This window comes from Flavobacterium sp. NKUCC04_CG, from assembly GCF_019345525.1.
Classification (GTDB): domain Bacteria; phylum Bacteroidota; class Bacteroidia; order Flavobacteriales; family Flavobacteriaceae; genus Flavobacterium.
This window is the reverse complement of sequence record NZ_JAHKRA010000005.1, coordinates 13,302-32,265: the sequence shown is the minus strand read 5'-3', so window position 1 is coordinate 32,265 and position 18,964 is coordinate 13,302. Positions and strand designations below refer to the sequence as shown.

At 36.1% G+C, this 18,964-nt stretch carries 16 protein-coding genes; 7 read left to right on the top strand and 9 right to left on the bottom strand.

The features are described 5' to 3' along the window. Positions 1-74: 74 nt before the first annotated feature. Positions 75-1,280, top strand: coding sequence for an efflux RND transporter periplasmic adaptor subunit (locus KO524_RS05230; protein WP_219291291.1), 1,206 nt, complete (start codon positions 75-77; stop codon positions 1,278-1,280). Between the two features lie 91 nt (positions 1,281-1,371). Here the strand turns inward: KO524_RS05230 and KO524_RS05225 are convergent, their stop codons facing one another. Continuing rightward, positions 1,372-2,418 carry an NAD(P)-dependent alcohol dehydrogenase gene (locus KO524_RS05225; protein ID WP_219291288.1) on the bottom strand — a complete coding sequence of 349 codons (1,047 nt, stop codon included), beginning with the start codon at positions 2,416-2,418 and terminating at the stop codon, positions 1,372-1,374. A 332-nt stretch (positions 2,419-2,750) separates the two neighbouring features. Between KO524_RS05225 and KO524_RS05220 the strand changes: the two genes are divergently transcribed. Further along, complete coding sequence (locus tag KO524_RS05220) at positions 2,751-3,647, top strand: AraC family transcriptional regulator (protein ID WP_219291285.1); 897 nt, start codon at positions 2,751-2,753, stop codon at positions 3,645-3,647. 110 nt (positions 3,648-3,757) lie between these two features. On the opposite strand, the gene KO524_RS05215 is transcribed toward KO524_RS05220, so the two are convergent. Further along, complete coding sequence (locus KO524_RS05215) at positions 3,758-4,135, bottom strand: helix-turn-helix domain-containing protein (protein WP_219291283.1); 378 nt, start codon at positions 4,133-4,135, stop codon at positions 3,758-3,760. A 93-nt stretch (positions 4,136-4,228) separates the two neighbouring features. On the opposite strand from KO524_RS05215, the gene KO524_RS05210 reads away from it, so the two are divergent. Together KO524_RS05210 and KO524_RS05205 are read left to right on the top strand one after the other, a co-directional pair. Then, on the top strand, positions 4,229-5,416 hold the full coding sequence (locus KO524_RS05210) for an MFS transporter (RefSeq protein WP_219291281.1): 1,188 nt from the start codon (positions 4,229-4,231) through the stop codon (positions 5,414-5,416). Between the two features lie 391 nt (positions 5,417-5,807). Continuing rightward, positions 5,808-6,986, top strand: a complete 1,179-nt coding sequence (locus tag KO524_RS05205) for a serine hydrolase (RefSeq protein WP_219291279.1) — start codon at positions 5,808-5,810, stop codon at positions 6,984-6,986. A gap of 50 nt (positions 6,987-7,036) precedes the next feature. On the opposite strand, the gene ygiD is transcribed toward KO524_RS05205, so the two are convergent. Next, a complete protein-coding gene (ygiD, locus tag KO524_RS05200) occupies positions 7,037-7,894 on the bottom strand; it encodes a 4,5-DOPA dioxygenase extradiol (protein WP_370629718.1) in 858 nt (285 codons plus the stop codon). A gap of 118 nt (positions 7,895-8,012) precedes the next feature. Beyond that, a complete protein-coding gene (locus tag KO524_RS05195; RefSeq protein WP_219291277.1) occupies positions 8,013-8,864 on the bottom strand; it encodes a S1 RNA-binding domain-containing protein in 852 nt (283 codons plus the stop codon). 158 nt (positions 8,865-9,022) lie between these two features. Between KO524_RS05195 and KO524_RS05190 the strand changes: the two genes are divergently transcribed. Further along, entirely contained in the window at positions 9,023-9,361 is a 339-nt protein-coding gene (locus tag KO524_RS05190; protein WP_219291274.1) for a hypothetical protein, read from the top strand. Positions 9,362-9,420: 59 nt separating this feature from the next. Here KO524_RS05190 and KO524_RS05185 read toward each other — a convergent pair whose 3' ends face one another. The 3 genes from KO524_RS05185 to KO524_RS05175 form a co-directional block, all read right to left on the bottom strand. Next, entirely contained in the window at positions 9,421-10,044 is a 624-nt protein-coding gene (locus KO524_RS05185; protein WP_219291270.1) for a hypothetical protein, read from the bottom strand. Positions 10,045-10,088: 44 nt separating this feature from the next. Further along, positions 10,089-11,174 carry a DNA polymerase III subunit gamma/tau gene (dnaX, locus tag KO524_RS05180; RefSeq protein ID WP_219291267.1) on the bottom strand — a complete coding sequence of 362 codons (1,086 nt, stop codon included), beginning with the start codon at positions 11,172-11,174 and terminating at the stop codon, positions 10,089-10,091. 67 nt (positions 11,175-11,241) lie between these two features. Beyond that, a complete protein-coding gene (locus KO524_RS05175) occupies positions 11,242-11,949 on the bottom strand; it encodes a DUF4294 domain-containing protein (RefSeq protein ID WP_219291264.1) in 708 nt (235 codons plus the stop codon). A gap of 80 nt (positions 11,950-12,029) precedes the next feature. Here KO524_RS05175 and KO524_RS05170 point away from each other — a divergent pair, with 80 nt between their 5' ends. Next, positions 12,030-13,118, top strand: coding sequence for a M42 family metallopeptidase (locus KO524_RS05170; RefSeq protein WP_219291260.1), 1,089 nt, complete (start codon positions 12,030-12,032; stop codon positions 13,116-13,118). A gap of 98 nt (positions 13,119-13,216) precedes the next feature. Here the strand turns inward: KO524_RS05170 and KO524_RS05165 are convergent, their stop codons facing one another. Beyond that, the gene (locus tag KO524_RS05165; RefSeq protein WP_219291258.1) at positions 13,217-14,428 is read right to left on the bottom strand and encodes an FAD-binding oxidoreductase; all 1,212 of its coding nucleotides are present in this window, start codon (positions 14,426-14,428) and stop codon (positions 13,217-13,219) included. A gap of 353 nt (positions 14,429-14,781) precedes the next feature. Here KO524_RS05165 and KO524_RS05160 point away from each other — a divergent pair, with 353 nt between their 5' ends. Then, on the top strand, positions 14,782-15,522 hold the full coding sequence (locus tag KO524_RS05160) for an enhanced serine sensitivity protein SseB (RefSeq protein WP_219291255.1): 741 nt from the start codon (positions 14,782-14,784) through the stop codon (positions 15,520-15,522). Between the two features lie 182 nt (positions 15,523-15,704). On the opposite strand, the gene KO524_RS05155 is transcribed toward KO524_RS05160, so the two are convergent. Further along, a complete protein-coding gene (locus KO524_RS05155; RefSeq protein ID WP_219291252.1) occupies positions 15,705-18,638 on the bottom strand; it encodes a S9 family peptidase in 2,934 nt (977 codons plus the stop codon). Positions 18,639-18,964 lie beyond the last annotated feature (326 nt).

The window sequence follows — 18,964 nt, the reverse complement described above, 5'->3', positions numbered from 1 at the left end:
GGCAGGAGACCCCTAACCTATTAAGGAGTTGACCTACTGATTCTATTAGTTTACTAAATAATAAATATTTAAATATGAAAAAATATTTTCCAATACCGTTAATTGCTATAGTCTTACTATTAATGAGCTGTAACAAAACCGCTGAAAATGCTGCTATAGATAAAACAGCAGATCATGATCATGCAATGGAAAACACTACTGCTGTAACCAAAGAAGTAGCCTTAAATGCGGCTCAATTTGCTGGTGCGGGCATTCAATTGGGTACTACTTCACTAAAAAACCTAAATGAGGTCATCAAAGTAAACGGTTATACCAAGCTTCCACCACAAAATCAAGCTGATGTTAGCACCTTTGTACCGGGTATTATTACGCGTATTTTAGTTAATGAAGGACAATATGTTAAAAAGGGACAAACCTTGGCAGTGGCAGAAAGTACTGAATTCACCAAATTGCAAGAGGAGTATGCTATTAGTAAAAGCAACATCAACATACTGCAATTGGAGTATGAGCGTCAATCTAAATTAAGAGAAGAAAACGTCAATTCAGAAAAAACCTTTCAAAAAACGAAGTCTGATCTTGAGATTGAAAAAGCCAAATACCGCTCGTTAAAAAAGCAGTTAGAAATGATGAATGTATCTCAAAACAAAGACATCCAATCCTTGTCAATTATAGCGCCTATCTCCGGTTATATCGCTACAATAAATATCAAAATTGGTTCACAAACCAGTCAGCAAACCCCGTTGTTTACCATTATAGACAATTCCAAATTGCATTTGGACTTAATGGTATATGAGAAAGATTTGCCGCAAATTAAAATCGGACAGCGCGTCGTGTTTAATTTAACCAACAGAGATAATACCGAAATCCAAGGAAAAATATTTAGCATTGGTAAATCGTTTGAAAACGAAACCAAAACCATAGCCGTACATGCAGATATTGAGAATCAGCATGAAAATCTAATACCGGGTATGTATGTGAATGCGCTAATTCAAAGCGGGAAGCAACAATTAAATGCTTTGCCCAAAGCTGCTTTTGTACGTGCGGATGGACGCGAATTTGTGTTTGTATTAGAAGCAGATGAAAACCAAGATAAAGCCGAGACTCCAAAAGAATATCACTTTCAACGTATAGAGGTTAAAACCGGGGTATCTGAATTGGATTATACTCAAGTAAGCTTTTTACAAGAAATACCGAAAAATGCTAAAATTGTAACAGCCGGTGCTTATTATTTACAGAGTCATTTAATTAAAAATGAAGGCGGTGGCGGACATGATCACTAATCGCTAATTTGAAAATAAAATGTAAAAAAGGCATTTCAAAATAAAATTTGGAATGCCTTTTTTATGTATAATTCAGAACTGTTATTAGTTATTAAGATTTAAACGAAGCCATATCGATTACAAATCGGTACTTCACATCGCTTTTTAACATGCGTTCGTAGGCTGTATTGATATTTTGCATTTCAATCAATTCAATATCGGATACGATATTGTGTTTACCACAGAAATCAAGCATCTCTTGTGTTTCTTCAATACCGCCAATCAAGGAACCCGCAACAGCCTTTCTTCCTAAAACTAATGGCACGGTATTTAACGCTGGTGTTAATTCTCCTAAATATCCCACTAGAACTAATGTACTACTCGTTTTTAATGTCGTTATATAAGGATTGACATCATGAACATAAGGAACGGTATCAATGATAAAATCAAAGCTATTCGCTACGGCTTTCATCTGTTCGCTATCCGTAGAAATAACCACATGATCGGCACCCAATTTAAATGCATCTTCAGTTTTTCCTGGAGTTCTAGAGAAAAGAGTCACTTCTGCTCCCAATCCCTTGGCTAGCTTGATAGCCATATGACCTAAACCGCCTAAGCCCACTACAGCAACTTTACTACCCTCTTTTACATTCCAATAACGTAAAGGCGACCAAGTGGTGATACCCGCACACAACAACGGAGCAACAGCGGCCAAATCTAAATTCGCTGGTATTTTCAACGCAAAGGTTTCTTTCACTACAATTTTTTCAGAGTAGCCTCCAAAAGTATGAGCCCCTAAATGCGCATCAGCACCGTTATAAGTACCGGTATAACCCGTAGTACAATATTGTTCTTCCCGACAATTTGGACAACTACAGTCCACCATACAACCGACACCAGCAAAATCTCCAACCTTAAATTTCGTAACTGCCGAACCTACTGCCGTGATTTTTCCAACTATTTCATGACCGGGAATTGCCGGATATTTGGTCCCTCCCCAATCGTTTCTTGCCGTGTGTAAATCCGAATGACAAACACCGCAATAAAGAATGTCTATTTCAACATCGTCTGCTAAAACTTCGCGACGTTGAATCTCCATCTGTTTTAAATCTGCATCTGCTGCTTCCGTCCCGTAGGCCTTTACTTTAAATGTTTCCATATTGAATAAAATACTGTTATTAATTATTTTTGTTTAAATGAATTAAAGCCTTCTCACCCACTATTTCTCTTTGATAGATGGCAATCAAAACGCTTTATGATTACTTCTGAAATCATCAGAATTAGTTATTGAAAAAGACAAAATCAAAAAGCAACCGTATAAATTTACAACTTAATGACCAATGTTTTAATGCTACTACAAATTTCTAAAGATATAATCGCGTATTGCTTATACTAATTACTGCTTTATATACCACTATTACTGATTGCGATTATTACATACCAATTACAATACAGTAATGTTTAAATTTGTAAAAGTAAAATCATTCAATCATGAGCGAAATAATAAAAATAGATAGTATTGATGCCTATAATAAAATGCGTGGTATAACGACCTTGCATCCTTTGATTACTGTAATTGATTTATTTACATCGGGACAAATGCCAACGCAAACCTTTAATTTTGGTTTTTATGCAATTTATCTCAAAGAACTGATCTGTGGTGAAATTAAATACGGCCGCAATACTTACGACTTCCAAGAAGGTACTTTAGTATTTACAGCCCCGGGTCAGATTATGAGTGTACAACCCTCCCTAGACAGTCCAGTTCCAAAAGGATGGGCAGTGCTGTTTCACCCAGATTTAGTCAAGGGAACCGCTTTGGGAAAACACTTACACGATTTCACCTTCTTTTCCTATGAAGTACATGAAGCGCTGCATCTCTCTGATAAGGAAAAACAATTGATCGTCGATTGTATTCATAAAATTCAATACGAAATGGAACAATCCATTGACAAACACAGTAAAACACTCATCGTGTCTAATATTGAACTCTTATTGAATTACTGCACGCGATTTTATGACCGTCAATTTATTACTAGAGATAACCAACACAGAGACATATTAGATCGATTTGAACAGCTTCTAAACGGCTATTACAATTCGGATAAACCACAACATATAGGATTACCAACGGTTGCATATTGTGCGGAAAATTTAAACCTATCTGCAAACTATTTTGGCGATTTAATCAAAAAAGAAACGGGAATTTCTCCTCAGGAATACATTCAAACCAATATAATCAATAGAGCCAAAGTATTTATTTTAAACAAAGAGCAATCCATCAGTGAAATTGCATATCAGTTGGGCTTTAAGTACCCGCAACATTTTAGTCGTTTATTCAAACTAAAAGTGGGTTTGTCCCCTAATGACTATAGAAATAATAATTAAAAAAGTACAGCTGTTTTAACTTATGCTTCGATTGCAGCAAAAATCTTACTTAAACAAAAACCTTAACAAGTCTTTCGTTTAAAAAAACATAGCAAATCACATATAATAAATTATAATTCCGCTTCTTTCTGACTGATTAAGAAACGGTGTTCGGCTCCCCATACATCGAGCATATCCCAAATCGGGATCAGTTTTACAGCTATTTCCGACAGCTGATACTCCACTCGTGGTGGCACTTCCGCATATACCGTTCGCTTGACCAACAAATCCTTTTCCAACTCTCTGAGTTGCAAGGTCAACATGCGTTCCGTGATATGAGGTATGCATTTTTTTAATTCGCCAAAACGCAATTTTCCGCTTTTGAGTTCACACAATATCATCATCTTCCACCGCCCTCCTATTTTACAAATAGAGTAGATGGAATCACAGTAATTCATGATGGTTTCTTCATTGAATTTATTGGTCGAATTTACTTTTCTAACTGCCATTACTTACAAAAATGTTAGTACCATACATTGGGTTGTACAGCATACAAAAATAAGGGTTTTAGGATAATTTTGCCCTTTAATAAAAAAAATCACATGAAAAAATTTGCTTATATCGGTTGTTTGGGATTTATAGGTGTCATCACAACCGAATTTGGTGTTATTGGTATATTGCCTCAAATAGCCAAACATTATGATATTACTATTGATATTGCAGGATATTTACTGGGTGCGTTCGCTTTAATTATTGCCTTAACTGGCCCGTTTATGACCTTATTGATGTCTGGATACGACAAACGAAAAATGATGTTAATTGCCATCTCTTTATTTGTCTTTACCGGATTGGTTTCCTCGTTTTCGCCTCCTTTTTGGTTGTTGATGTTGGTTCGTATTTTACCAGCCTTTCTCCAACCGGTATATATAGCTACAGCCTTATCAGTTGCAGTTTCTAAGGCAGATAAAAAGCAGGAAAATGAATTGATGGGAATCGTATTTAGTGGTGTAGCTATTGCTATGGTAACCACTGTACCACTTGCGACTTATTTATCGAGTATTTGGTCATGGGAGGTATCATTTATGATTCAGACCCTAGTAAGTATCATTGCTTGGTTGGGTATTTATGTTGTTTTGCCTCCTATGCCTATTAAAGAAAAGAAAACCTACGGAAGTCAATTACAAATACTTAAAAAAAACACTTTCCTTGTTAGCACTGCGATGAATTTTTTTATGATCACCGCCTGGTTCTCTACTTACAGCTATTTTGCCGATTACTTAAACAAAGCAAAAAACATGGATAATACCACGATGAGTACGATGCTACTATTGTTTGGAATTGTAGGGATAATCGCGATGCGAATAGCTGGTAAAATGCTGAATAATAGCATTCCAAAAACCACTGCTTTTTTCCTCTCTGGAACTATTATTATCCCAATATTACTTTATATAGCCGGTACAAACCTCTGGGCAAATATAGGGGTTATTGCCCTTTGGGGATTCTTATATGCTCCCAGCTTTTTAAATGCCTCTTCCTATATGATTTCTTCGGCCTCTGGAAATCTAGAATTTGCCAACAGCCTGGCTACCTCATTTGGAAACCTCGGAGTTTTTCTTGGAACCACTCTTGGAGGATGGGTAATTGTGGCACATGGTGTGTCTTATACTCCTATAATAAGCATTGTATTTGGTTCTCTAGCCTTGTTAATGATGTTATTACGTCATTTTCTAGAAAAAAGGACGACACCAATACATGAAGCAAGTGGCAAAACAAAAGAAATTTGTTGTTAAACAAATCTATTTGTAGCAATCTCAAAAAGAGAGCTTCTTTTTGTTTTGTAGCAAATTCCCCATCCTAGGAAGATTACTCATAGGGTGGGGATTTTTGTCGGATATCATCAAGTCCCTCGTTACGTTACTAAGAAAAGACAATCGCCTTCGCTACGTATTTTCACAATGCTTTATATAATATCCCAAAAAAAAGAGTAAAAACAAAGCACTTCCTTAATTTAATTTACAATTTTACCTTTGGCGCAACTATTGCTAAAGAAAAGCATCCAAAAGTTATAATTACATAATCAAAAACCATTTCTATGACATATTAAATAGGAAAATTTTATTTTTTTTTTTGATTTCACACTTCATTAATTTGTTTATATTTGTTTTTTAGACTTCGCAAATAATGAAATATATATATTGTAGCTTACTAGCAACAACCCTACTTTTGGCTTCTTGTAATAAAAATAAAGATTTAGCCGAACGACTTCCGAATACTTCGGAACTCCACAATACAGAGAGCCCTTATGCTGTTCAATTTAACGAATTAGACCCGGAATACATCTTAAAACAGAATCATATAGTAGAAGAATTTTATCATAAAAACATCAATAAAAACGACTACTCAGGCGGTTTTCTAGTAGCTAAAAACGGCAAGATTCTCTTCGAAGAATATTCAGGCTATTCCAACCGTTCTAAAAATGAAAAAATAGGCGAAAATACACCTATGCACGTAGCTTCTGTAGGTAAAGTAGTTACCTCGATAGCTACCTTGCGTTTGGTCAACCAGGGATTATTAGACCTAGACCAAAGCGTTGCCAGTGTATTGCCCAGCTTTCCCTATGCTGAAACAACCATTAGAATGTTGTTAAATCATCGTAGTGGATTAAAGTATTATGGGTATTTTACTGCAGAAAAGAACCTATGGAATATGGCAAACACCATTACCAATCAAGATGTTTTAGATATCATAAGCAGTGGTAAAGTGGCCTTAGAATTTAGACCGAATACCAAATTTACTTATTCGAATACCAATTATGTAATTCTAGCGCTTATCGTTGAAAAAATTAGTGGTAAACCGTATAAAAAAGCTTTGCGAGATTTGGTTTTAGACCCCTTAGAGATGACGCATACTTTTGTGTTTGACGATATTTCTAAAAAGGATGAGGTTTGTCAATCCTACGACGGTAATTATCGTTTAATGCGTTTTGATTATCTAGACGGTACTTATGGAGATAAAAATATTTATACAACTCCTAGAGATTTATTAAAATTGGATAAAGCCATGTACTCTGATGTGTTTTTAAACAAGGATTTAAAAGAGCAAATGTACAAAGGGTACAGTTACGAGAAAAAAGGCAAAAACAATTACGGTTTAGGCATGCGCTTGATCGAGATGAATAACGGTAAAAACTATACCTTTCACAACGGTTGGTGGCGCGGTAATACCTCGTCTTACATTCGTTTGCAACAAGATACCGTTTCGATTATATTGCTTTCTAACAAATACACCAAGCTTACATATAAAACCATCGATTTAGCGCACCATTTTGGTGACTATAGTGTTGGGAATTTAGGTAACTAAAAAAAAACCTCTGAATAATTTCAGAGGTTTTTTTTATATTGTCATCGAGTTTATCCTATTTTCAGAGAGGTCATTGTCAAAGAACCAGCTACATACTTATCGTTAAATAGCTCCACTTCTTCATTGGCCAATTGCAGTGCTAAAATATACATTAACGGATAATAATGATCTGGTGTCGGAATCGCCAATTGAACGGCTGCTCCCAAAAGCTGATAATTCATTAAATCGTTATGTGATTTCGACAGGATTTTAGACTTCAATATTTCATTGCTTTCCTTTGCCCAATCAAAGCCATAATTAGCAGTATTGATTTGACTCCAGTCCATAATTCTCAAATTATGAACCATATTTCCACTACCGATAATCAAAACTCCTCTACGTCTTAATTCCATCAATTCACCGGCTAACTTATAGTGATACGCACTGGGTTTAGCGTAATCAATACTCAATTGAATCACGGGAATATTCGCTTCGGGATACATGTGTTTAACCACGCTCCAAGTGCCGTGATCCATACCCCAATCATGATCGAGCTCTACGGCTGTACCCTTGATTATTTTTTGAGTTTCCATCGCCAACTCCGGACTACCCAAGGCCGGATATTGCACATCAAATAGCGCTTGTGGAAAACCTCCAAAATCGTGAATGGTTTTGGGTGCCGACATAGCCGTTACCTTTGTAGTTCCGCGAGTTAACCAATGCGCAGAAATAACGAGTACAGCAGTTGGAGTATCAATACTTCGACCCAATTGATTCCAATAGTCGGTAAATTCGTTATTTTCAATCGCATTCATAGGCGAACCATGTCCTATAAATAATACCGGCATCCGTTTTTCCCGTATCGGAAAATGTAACATTTCAGCAATAGATGGATTCGGTAAAGAACCGCGAGTGTTGTTTGTTTTCATAATTTAAACCGTATGTCAATTCGAATTCAATCAAGTATTACCTATTTAATCAAACGCTACTACAAGTTACAAAAAAACTCCCAATTAGGGAGTTTAAATTATGTTTACTATTATGGGTCTATTCAAAAGATACATCACTTTCTTCAACCAAATAGATTCCATCTTCTTTAATTTCAATTTTCTTTTCCTTATACAGGGTTCCAATGGCTTTCTTAAAGGTCTTTTTACTCATATTTAAGACGGTCTTTATGTCTTCAGGATGACTGGAGTCACTAAGTCCTAGAAAACCTCTATTCGAACGCAATTCGTCTAAAATCATATCGGCACTACTCACTACACCATCAAAACCCAATTTAGTCCGAGACACATCGATTTTACCGTCGGGGCGTACGTTTTTAATATAACCAATTACACGATCACCGGTTCTTAAATCTTCAAACAATTCGTTTTTATAGATTAAGCCTTTAAATTTTTCATTGATAATCACGTTGATTCCCAAATCGGTAATATGAGAAACGATTAGATCCACCTCTTCTCCGGTTTCTAAAGTAACCTCTTCTAAATCCAAAAACTGATTTAAACGACTTGATCCCACCAAACGATTGGTTTGCTCGTCTAAATACATATAAATGATATAACGATTACCTTCTTGCATAGGACGGGCTTGTTCTTTAAACGGAACAAATAAATCTTTTTCCAAGCCGATATCCATATAGGCTCCAAAATCATTCATATAGTTAACCTTTAACAAGGCAAACTCATTGAGGTATATATAAGGCTCTAAAGTAGTAGCCACCGGTCTTTCTTCATGGTCTAAATACACGAAAACCACGATTTCATCGTCAATTTCGTATTCATTAGGTACATATTTATTAGGCAATAAAATATCATTCTCTCCATCGGTCAAAAACAAACCAACTTTAGTTGTTCTGGCGATTCTCAACGTATTATCTACACCAATATTTATCATAACTGTCGTTCTTTATGCTACAAAGGTACAAAGTAAAATCTTTACTCCACGTATAATCCTCTGCGGAATCTATAAAATCATTTAACTAGTAGTTAACAGACATAATGAGCTATTTTGTTGTAGATTTACTAAGAACCCCATTAAAAAAACAAAATATTATGGAAAAGATGTTTCATTATGCTTCGGCAAGTATCGCGATAGAAGAATTAAAAAAGAAAGGTTTTGATATTGACTACAATATTGAAGAAGACGTCATTATTCAGAATCCGGACAACTTCCAAATCGTTCATCTCTATCGCTATGAAGGTTTTAGCAATCCCGACGATGAATCAACGGTTTATGGAATACAGACCAAAGACAATACGAAAAAGGGAATTTTCGTAGCGGGTCAATTGGGTAACGATGAAAATAATGCAGCCAAGGTCTTGTTGGACTTATCGATACGCGATAACCAAGCAGCCAATCAAAATCGTCGAGAAGGTTTTGAAAAGCAGTAAAACTTTTAAGCTAAAAATCAGGTTTAAATATCAAAAACGGGAGTATACTTCCACAAGAATTACATTTTAGTAATATCGAGTTCAAACGTGCGAACCAACATTTCCAAAGCGGGATTGATTTGGTTCAAATGTTTGTATTTATCTTCTGGTGTAAAGGCTCTCTTAATGGTGATTTGCTCATTTACCGTAATGTGTATTTCTAAATCGTAATTATTTAAACGCTTACGCAAAAAATTGACCAAGTCGTATTTATTTTCGTCAAAGCTCAATTTAGACCCCTCATTGGGCAACTCTATAGCTACGGCAACACCCTCTAATTTAGGCTGACACATACCCATTAAGGAACACATCAACATCAAACCGGATTGATTTAGGCGATTCGCATAGTAATTCCAATGCTCCATCATTTGATCCATCGTAAAATCGTCCGTAGGTAAATCTTCTAAGTTAATAACCTTTTTTTGCAAAGCAGCTTCTAATTCTTTTTTAGAACGGATACTCGACAATGACATGGCCGAAACTTTTTTGATCGGTGTGGGTTTAGTGGTGTTTTCAACAGCAGCTGTTGCCGTCTCAGTTATTACAACAACCTCCGGCTCCTCGACGTTTTTCTCCTCGGCAACGGCCTTGGGATTTTCGTCTAACTTTTGTGGAGCAATACTATCAATTAGTTCTGTTGCCAAAACCTTTTCTCCAGCTAAAGCCGCTTTTAAAAACTGTGGGGGAATTATGTAGTACTTACTTTTTTTTTTTCGCCTTCAAAAGTAATTGACGCCAATTGCATCAAACACAATTCAACCAACAAACGTTGATTTTGGCTCGTTTTGTATTTTAAATCACAATTGTTAGCAATTTCTATACCTTGAAGTAAAAAAGCCATAGATGTTTTCTGGGATTGCTCACCAAACAATTGCTTACCGTGTTCCCCTATTTCGAGTAAACTCAGCGTTGCAGGTGTTTTACAAACCATCAAATCTCTAAAATGAGAAGCCATACCGGCTACAAAATGATGTCCGTCAAAACCCTTGGCCAAAATGTCGTCAAAAGCCAATAACAAACTCGGAATATCGTTTTGTAAAATCATATCAGTAATTCGAATATAATATTCAAAATCCAATACATTTAAGTTTTCTGCAACAGCCTGTCTAGTTAAATGATTTCCACAATACGACACTACCCTATCAAAAATTGACAAAGCATCACGCATGGCACCATCTGCCTTTTGAGCAATAATATGCAAAGCATCGTCTTCAAAAGTAATTTGCTGACTTGTAGCTACTTCTGCCAAATGATTTTTAGCATCGGCTATGGTGATTCTCTTAAAGTCAAAAATCTGACAGCGCGATAAAATCGTTGGAATTATTTTATGTTTTTCCGTGGTTGCCAAGATAAAAATAGCATGGCGGGGTGGTTCTTCAAGGGTTTTCAAAAAAGCGTTAAACGCCGCAGAAGACAACATATGAACCTCATCAATAATATACACTTTATACTTACCCGTTTGTGGCGGTATGCGTACTTGATCAATCAAATTTCGAATATCGTCTACCGAGTTATTAGACGCGGCATCCAATTCAAAAACATTGAATGCAAAATCCTCTTCTGGATCGTCGTAGCCCTCTTGATTGATATTTCGCGCAAGTATTCGCGCACAAGTTGTTTTACCTACTCCACGAGGACCAGTAAAAAGCAAAGCTTGTGCTAAGTGATTGTTTTCTATAGCATTAACCAAAGTATTCGTAATCGCTTGTTGCCCCACAACATCTTTAAAAGTTTGGGGTCTGTATTTACGAGCTGATACGATAAACTGTTCCATAGAAATAATATTACTGCAAATATAATCTATTTTTAAGAAGATAAAAACCCTAAAGTTCTAAAATGGTCTATTCTTTTAGCTCCGCGGGATAAGCAACTGTGTTTCCGATTTGAGCCTCCCATTTTTTTCTCAAAGCATTAAAATCAATGGGGGGTTTTGCTTGTTGATTCGTTAATCTATAACTGTAAAAAAGAAAATTTAATTGGGTTTCTATATAAAAATCCTCCAAATCTACATCGGGATGGTATTCTGATTTTAAATTTAAATCAAACAACTTTGCTGTATTGTTTGACCAAAAGGCAGACCAACCGCTTTTAAATTCCTTGATCAAACTAAAAGTAGTATTTCCGGTTTGTCGGTGAATTAACTTAATCAATATCCGCCCATCTTTTCTAGATAATTTTTTTAACCGTTCCTTAAACTCTGTTTCCAAATATTTTTGGGAACGACTGATATAGGCGTTTTTTTGTCTTCGGGTTTCCATCTTTTCTAAATTGGCATTCATGATGGTTAGGTTTTCCGCTGTTGCTTTAGCATACGGATATACCCTCAAAATCCGATTGCGCAATACATTCATATCACGTAAGTATTTTTCTTCCCTTTCATTAACACCGATAAAAATCTCTGGCATGGTATAAAACTCCGCAATACTATCGTTCTCGCTCTGGCTTAAAGCCGGAGGATCGGGTATTTGCGGAACTGGTTTTAATGGCTCTTGTGCCTGTGCTACAAGTACAAAAGACAAAGAAATCAAAAGAAATAACGTTTTTTTCATGCTTGTTAATTATTCTCAAAAATATACAAATAATTCGATTTGTATCAGCTCTAATCGGTATTTTAGCAAAAAAAAATGAAATGAAAAGTAAAACAGTTTTAAACGAAAAATCGCTCGATTTTTTAGAGCGTTATTTAAATAATGCTTCCCCTACAGGATTTGAAACCGAAGGACAAAAAATGTGGATGGATTATTTAAAACCCTATGTAGACACCTTCATTACAGATACTTACGGGACAGCTGTAGGAGTAATCAATCCAGAAGCGCCTTTTAAAGTAGTTATTGAAGGTCATGCCGACGAAATCTCGTGGTATGTTAATTTTATTTCTGAAGACGGATTTATCTATGTTATCCGCAATGGCGGTAGTGATCATCAAATTGCTCCTTCCAAACGCGTAAACATACACACCAAAAACGGACTGGTTACAGGAGTATTTGGATGGCCTGCTATACACACGCGTAACCGAGCAAAAGAAGAAGCTCCTACTATGGACAATATCTTTATCGACTGCGGCTGTGATTCCAAAGCAGAAGTAGAAGCACTTGGAGTCCATGTAGGCTGTGTGATTACTTATCCCGACACTTTCCGTATTTTAAATGCTAATAAATTTATTGGAAGAGCTTTGGATAACCGCGTAGGTGGTTTTATGATTGCTGAAGTAGCCAGATTACTAAAAGAAAATGGCAACAGCCTACCCTTTGGCTTGTATATAACCAATTCGGTACAAGAAGAAGTGGGACTACGCGGAGCTGAAATGATTTCAAAAACCATCCAACCGCACATAGCCATAGTGACCGACGTATGTCATGATTCCACTACGCCAATGATTGATAAAAAGATTGAGGGAGACATTAAAATTGGACGTGGCCCGGTGATTACCTATGCTCCACCAGTGCAAAATAAGTTGAGAGAATTGATTATCGATACAGCTATAAATCAGCAGATACCGTTCCAACGTCTAGCTTCTTCAAGAGTTACAGGAACGGATACCGATGCCTTCGCTTACAGCAACGGAGGGGTTTCTACAGCTCTAATCTCGCTACCCTTGCGCTATATGCACACCACGGTAGAAATGATACATAAAGAGGATGTTGAAAACGTAATTCAATTGATTTATCAAACCCTACTAAAAATTGAGAACGGAGAAGATTTTTCTTATTTCAAATAAAACCATATAGAAAAAGCTCTTGGTTGTTTAACCAAGAGCCTTTTTAGCTTGACTTTCTAATTCTGTACAATTTTACACCTTAAATATAGTAGTTTTTTTTACAATAACCTAGCTAATTCGAATAATTCTTCCCTATTATCTTCTATTCCTTCAATTTGATTGACCAACATTTGTGCTGCTATCATACTAAAGGTAATTCCGTTTCCGCCATATCCTAAGGCGAATAACATCTTGTCGTTACCAGGCCATTTCCCTATAATCGGCAAACCGTCTTTGGTACTGCTAAAAGTGCCACACCAGGTCATGTCTGGAACAAAATCTATTTGGGGAAACAAAGCTTTAAATTGTTTGACCAGCTTGTCCTTTTTTGTTCGAATAAGTTGATCTCGTTTTATAGGGTCCTTAAAGGGAACATCCTCTCCTCCAATGATGATTCGATTATCCTTAGTTGTACGCATATAAAAATAAGGATTAGCCGTATTCCAAATCAAACAACGTTCCTTCCAGATTGCAGCATCTTCGACTGGTTGTGAGATAACCGCATAAGTAGATTCGAGCTTCATCAAAGGTTTGGGTAAAAACCGCCCCGCTTCAAATCCAGCGGCAATAATAACATACTTACACCTAATAAAATGCCCTTCGGTCGTTATTAAATCGTAGCCCGTTTCCCTTTTTTTATAGTCGATAATCTCCGTATGAGTAAACAATTCTAGCTGATTCTTTTTTCTGCGGTATTCCAACAGTTGGGTGGCTGCTTTGTATGAATCCATTTGGGCAGAAGTATCGTTGTACAAACCTCCACGTGCGACTATATTAAATTCGCTTTTGAGTTCTTTATCATCTATAAATCGAACGGGTAAACCGTGTTTATCACGCGCCTTGTATTCGGCCTTAATCAACTGAGCCCCCTTTCTAGAATCGGCTAAAAACAAGGTTGGAACCCGCTTAAAATCAGGGTCAATTCCCAACTTTTCAAAAGTTTGCTCCAAATCCGTAATCGATTGTAAACTTGCCTTATAAGCTGCAACCGCTTTTTCTTCACCTATATCCTTTATCAATTGACTTAAGGGCACATCAATCTCATATTGCAACTGAGCAGTGCTCGCTATAGTACTACCCGTTGCTGGTGTACGCCGATCAAAAACCGTACAACTAATCCCACGGTCACACAATTCATTAGCAACCAAAGCTCCAGTAATTCCAGAACCGATGATAGCAATAGATACTTGTATATCTCTCTTTAACGGATTGTAATAATCATACAAAGCATTCTTTGCAATCCAAAAAGGTAAACCCGAATGTAAATCCATACTTTCTAATTTATTTATAGGATGAGCAATACTAGATTTCAGATACTAGTGTTGTTTACTATAAAAATACGTTAAAAAACACGATAATTCATGTTTTAAAATATAAATAACATTAAATACTGCTGTACAGCATTTCAGTAACCGGATGTGATTTATAAAAAATACTTCGTAGAGAAACTAAACAGCTTTTCCAATGAAACTACAAGACAAAACACTATATACAACCACAGCCACAGGGAAGATTAATATCGAAAGATTATCAATTATACTTGTATAAAGAGTTTTTTTTGCTTTAAATTTGAAGTCATTTATTACAAAAACGAATAACATCATATTCTCTTAAACGCTAAGATTTGAAAAAAACAACTTTATCTGAGATCCTTGAAAAAGCAGGTCATGACGCAAAATATCGAGAAGAATTCTACCGTCGTTTTCTTGAAGAATCTGTTTATGTATTGACACAGAAAGAATCCGATGGAAAAAAAACAGGCTCCATATCCGATTTAAAAAAACTGCCAATCGTCGTTTTTCCAAATCAAGTCATTCCTGTATTTACGGAATTGGACCGGATATATGAACAAGAGTCTATTAGAAATGAAGTAACTGCAGTAGCTGTAAATGGAAGAGAATTTTTAACTATGGCGGCAAATTCCGCTGTAGTTGTTAATCCTTTTTCTGCTATATATAAAGAATTAATCCCCTTAGAGATTTCCGAAATGCTTAGCGGTTCTATGTTTGACAAAAAATCCAATATTTTAAAAACCAAACAAAGTATGGCCGTACAGATTGGTCAACCCAAAATATATCCCGAAGAGCTGGTAGCTTGCTTGACCGAATTATTTAAAACACAACCCGAAGTAAAAGCCGCCCATATCGGATGGATATACAATCCAGTAGTAGGTGATCCACCTCACTATATATTTGCTTTAGAATGTGCTACAAAAGACATGAAACGAATCACGGATCAGGCAGCATTAGCCACTAGACCGTTTGTAAAAGCCGAACAATTTGTAGATTTTATGCAATTGGACAAAGACGGTGATATTAGCCGTTATTTTTATCAGCAAACAAAGCCGTTTTATACAAGTAATTAGGAAAGTCCTAGGATACTGAACGGCATTTATCAGCTATTTCAGCTCGATTGAGAATAATTTAGCGCAGTACGATTTTAGTTTTAAACCGTTTTAATATCAAAACCGTACTGCGCTTTTATGTTTACTACTCCTTGTATTGACCTTTCACAACACTATAGGCACAAGTCTTTTTGCCTTGTTAATTAATTGACCAACTCAAAACCCCAAGTTTTTCCCTTTAACACTGCAGGAACTCCCGTATCCATCCAAACCGGCATCGGTGCTCCTTTAAGATAATGATCAAAAAATTGCTGCTCTCGGATTTGAATATCCTTACGGTTTTGTCTTTTCATCAAATTGTGTTCGTCTCCATTATAATTCAACATCCAAACCGGTTTATCTAATCTTCTCAATGCGGTAAACATTTCAATTCCTTGATACCAAGGCACTGCACCATCGTTGTCGTTATGCATAATTACTACAGGCGTTTGTACGTTATCCATAAAGAACAAAGGCGAATTTTCTATATATAAATCTCGAGCTTCCCAAAGAGTACTCCCTATTCTACTTTGGGTTTTTTCATATTGAAATTGTCGATTCATCCCTGTGCCCCAGCGTATTCCTCCATAGGCAGAAGTCATATTGACAACAGGAGCTCCTGCCCATGCTGCCGCATACATATGGGTTCTGGTAATCAAATGTGCTACTTGATATCCGCCCCAACTTTGACCTTGAATTCCGATTTTATCACCATCTACCCAAGGATTGTTTTTTAAGTAATTAACTCCTGAGTTGATATAAATTTCCGCAGAACGACCTGGATATCCCTTTTCATAACTGATATCTGGCGTAAAAACCAAATAACCATTACTTACAAAATAAGTGATATTCAAACGAGATGCCGTTGGAGCAGGAGCTTCATATCGATTTAAATTGTCCGTTAATTTTTCGTAGAAATAAACAATCATTGGGTATTTTTTAGTACTGTCAAAATTCTCAGGTTTATACAATATACCCGAAGCTGCTTTACCTGTATCTGTAGTCCATTGAATCAATGAAGCAGTTCCCCAATTGTATGCTGATTGTTGTGGATTGCTATTTAAAATACAACTATTGGTTTTAAAATCTCTAGTAATAAACAAACTTGGCGCCTGTGTAAAAGATTCTTGTGCATACATATAAATATCAGCTTCTTTTGCTTTAATCAGGGCGCTATTTGTAAACACTGGCTGCATTTGTAGCTTTTGAGGTGTTTGATTTGAACTTACCACTGTGCTATAAAAACCAGCCTCTTTTGTAGTTTCGTTAAAAGCACTTAAGATTAAGGATTGTTTTCTTGAGATACTGCGCAACTCCCGATCAAATTTGTTTATATCAAATCGAATGCGATGATCTCTTCCATAGTGATTTGTAACGCTTTTTGCCGGTTTTGATCCATTAAGTGTAAATTCCCAAATATCATATCGATCCTTAATCAAAACACTTTCATCTTTGTCGGTCCACTCCGCAATTCCATAAGCATTTGGCAAATCGGGCATATCAAATTCCTCATCTGCAAAAGCTGTTGTAATACCGCTATTTAACTGTAAGTGTTTTTTAGTTTGGTTGTTATAACTATACCAATTTCCGTTGTCGCGATTAAAGTAAACTATATATTTACCCAATGGAGAACTATAGGCATAACCATTTAAACCGGCTATAATTAAATCACTTTTGCCGTTGCGCAAATCTACCGTATAATAGTCGCGTACCGCAAACCCATTCCATTGGGTGGCCACTCGCCCTTTTCTATCGGAATATCCCAAAACATAATCTGCATTTCCTTCGTTTACCAAAGTAAGTTCCGGCAAATTAGCATCGGATAACGGAATCAAAAAATCGGGTTTATCCATATGAATTACCGCCATATAGGTTCTTTTTAATTCTTTATCGAGGTTTTTAAGTTGTACACTTTGCAAATATTCATCCTTATAATGCCAAACATCCAATACGGCATGATCATCGGCAATAAACGTAGTGTCCTTAGGCTGCTTTAAGGCCGCTATACCCACAAATACTTTTTTGCCGTTTTTACTAAAAACCGGCTTACTGTTTTCAGAAACTCCCCATTTTTCAGGCATACCCTTGGTTTCGTCCTGTGCCAATACTCGAGCAACTCCTCGTTTAAAACTGCTGTATAAACGATAGGTTTTAACTTCTTTCTTCTTTTCATCTGTAGTACCGATAAACGCTAAACGATTGGCTGTTTCGTCAAAAACAAACTGACTAAACTCCCCTTTCGCCTCCAATATAGCCTTTTGTAAGTGGGTTTCCGTATCGACTAAGTACACTCCAAAAGGATGCTTTTCAGCTATAGTATCCTTAAGTAAAACTGCTGCTTCTTCTGTTTTTTCTTCTGTTTTTTCTTCTTTCTTAGCATCCTTTTTCGTCGGCTCTTGAGTCGCTAATGCCAAATACCTACCGTTTTTACTAAACTCGTATTCCACCACATTTTCAAAAACCATTTGCTTTCCTGTAGGTAAGTCTAACAAAACCAATTGTAGGGGTTCTGCGTTTTTGTCTTTGGTTTTTACCGCTATTTGAGCGCTTGGTTTTTCCTTTTTCAAACTATCTACGGTTTTTAACGCCTTATCATTTTCTAATAAATATGCTAATTTAGATCCGCCTTTTTCTGGAATTTTAAAAGACTTAATCAACGGAATTTTGACGATTTCCAAATTCGATAAATTCATAATAGCCAAGGAATCTTTAGGTAATTCATCGTCTTTTTTCTTTTTTATCTTTCCTTCACGTAGGTCTTTATAAAAAGGCTTAATCAGTGCAATTGCGTATTTGGAGTCGGAAGTTATCACGGGATTTTCACCTCTAGCTAATTGTATTTTCCGGTTCGAATCTACTGATCGTATATACAAAAGCTTATCTCCCTCTTGTGGAACTACTTGATATAAAGCGGTTTTCCCATCCGCAGACCATAATTTTACACCGAGACTTTGCCAACTATCGTATACACTGTGGTCAATAGGCTTTTTCTGAGCTTGTGTATTCTGAAAAAAACATAGAAAAGCGACTATTAAAATGGAGTTTTGAACTGTTTTAAAATCAAACCTAAGCGGTGATTTAGCGTTACTAAAATTCATTATATATATCTTTAAAAAAATGATTACTCAAATTAAAGCATTATAGACATTAACTACAAGAAGACGCGTTGATATCGCATAAATTTAACAGCGGAATCAAGCTAAAAAGGCATAGCTTTTTAAAGTTCAAAGGAAAATCTACCCCACTATAAACTGCAGTTAACATGATCAAAAAAGCTTTTAGACCTGATATCCGAGGCAGATATATAAAATACAAAATCAACATAAGAGAACGGAATACTTTGGATTTTTTAATTTTTTATAAAAAAAATTTATTATATTGTATAAAATAGCACTTCAAGCAAATAAAAAGTCATAAACCATCC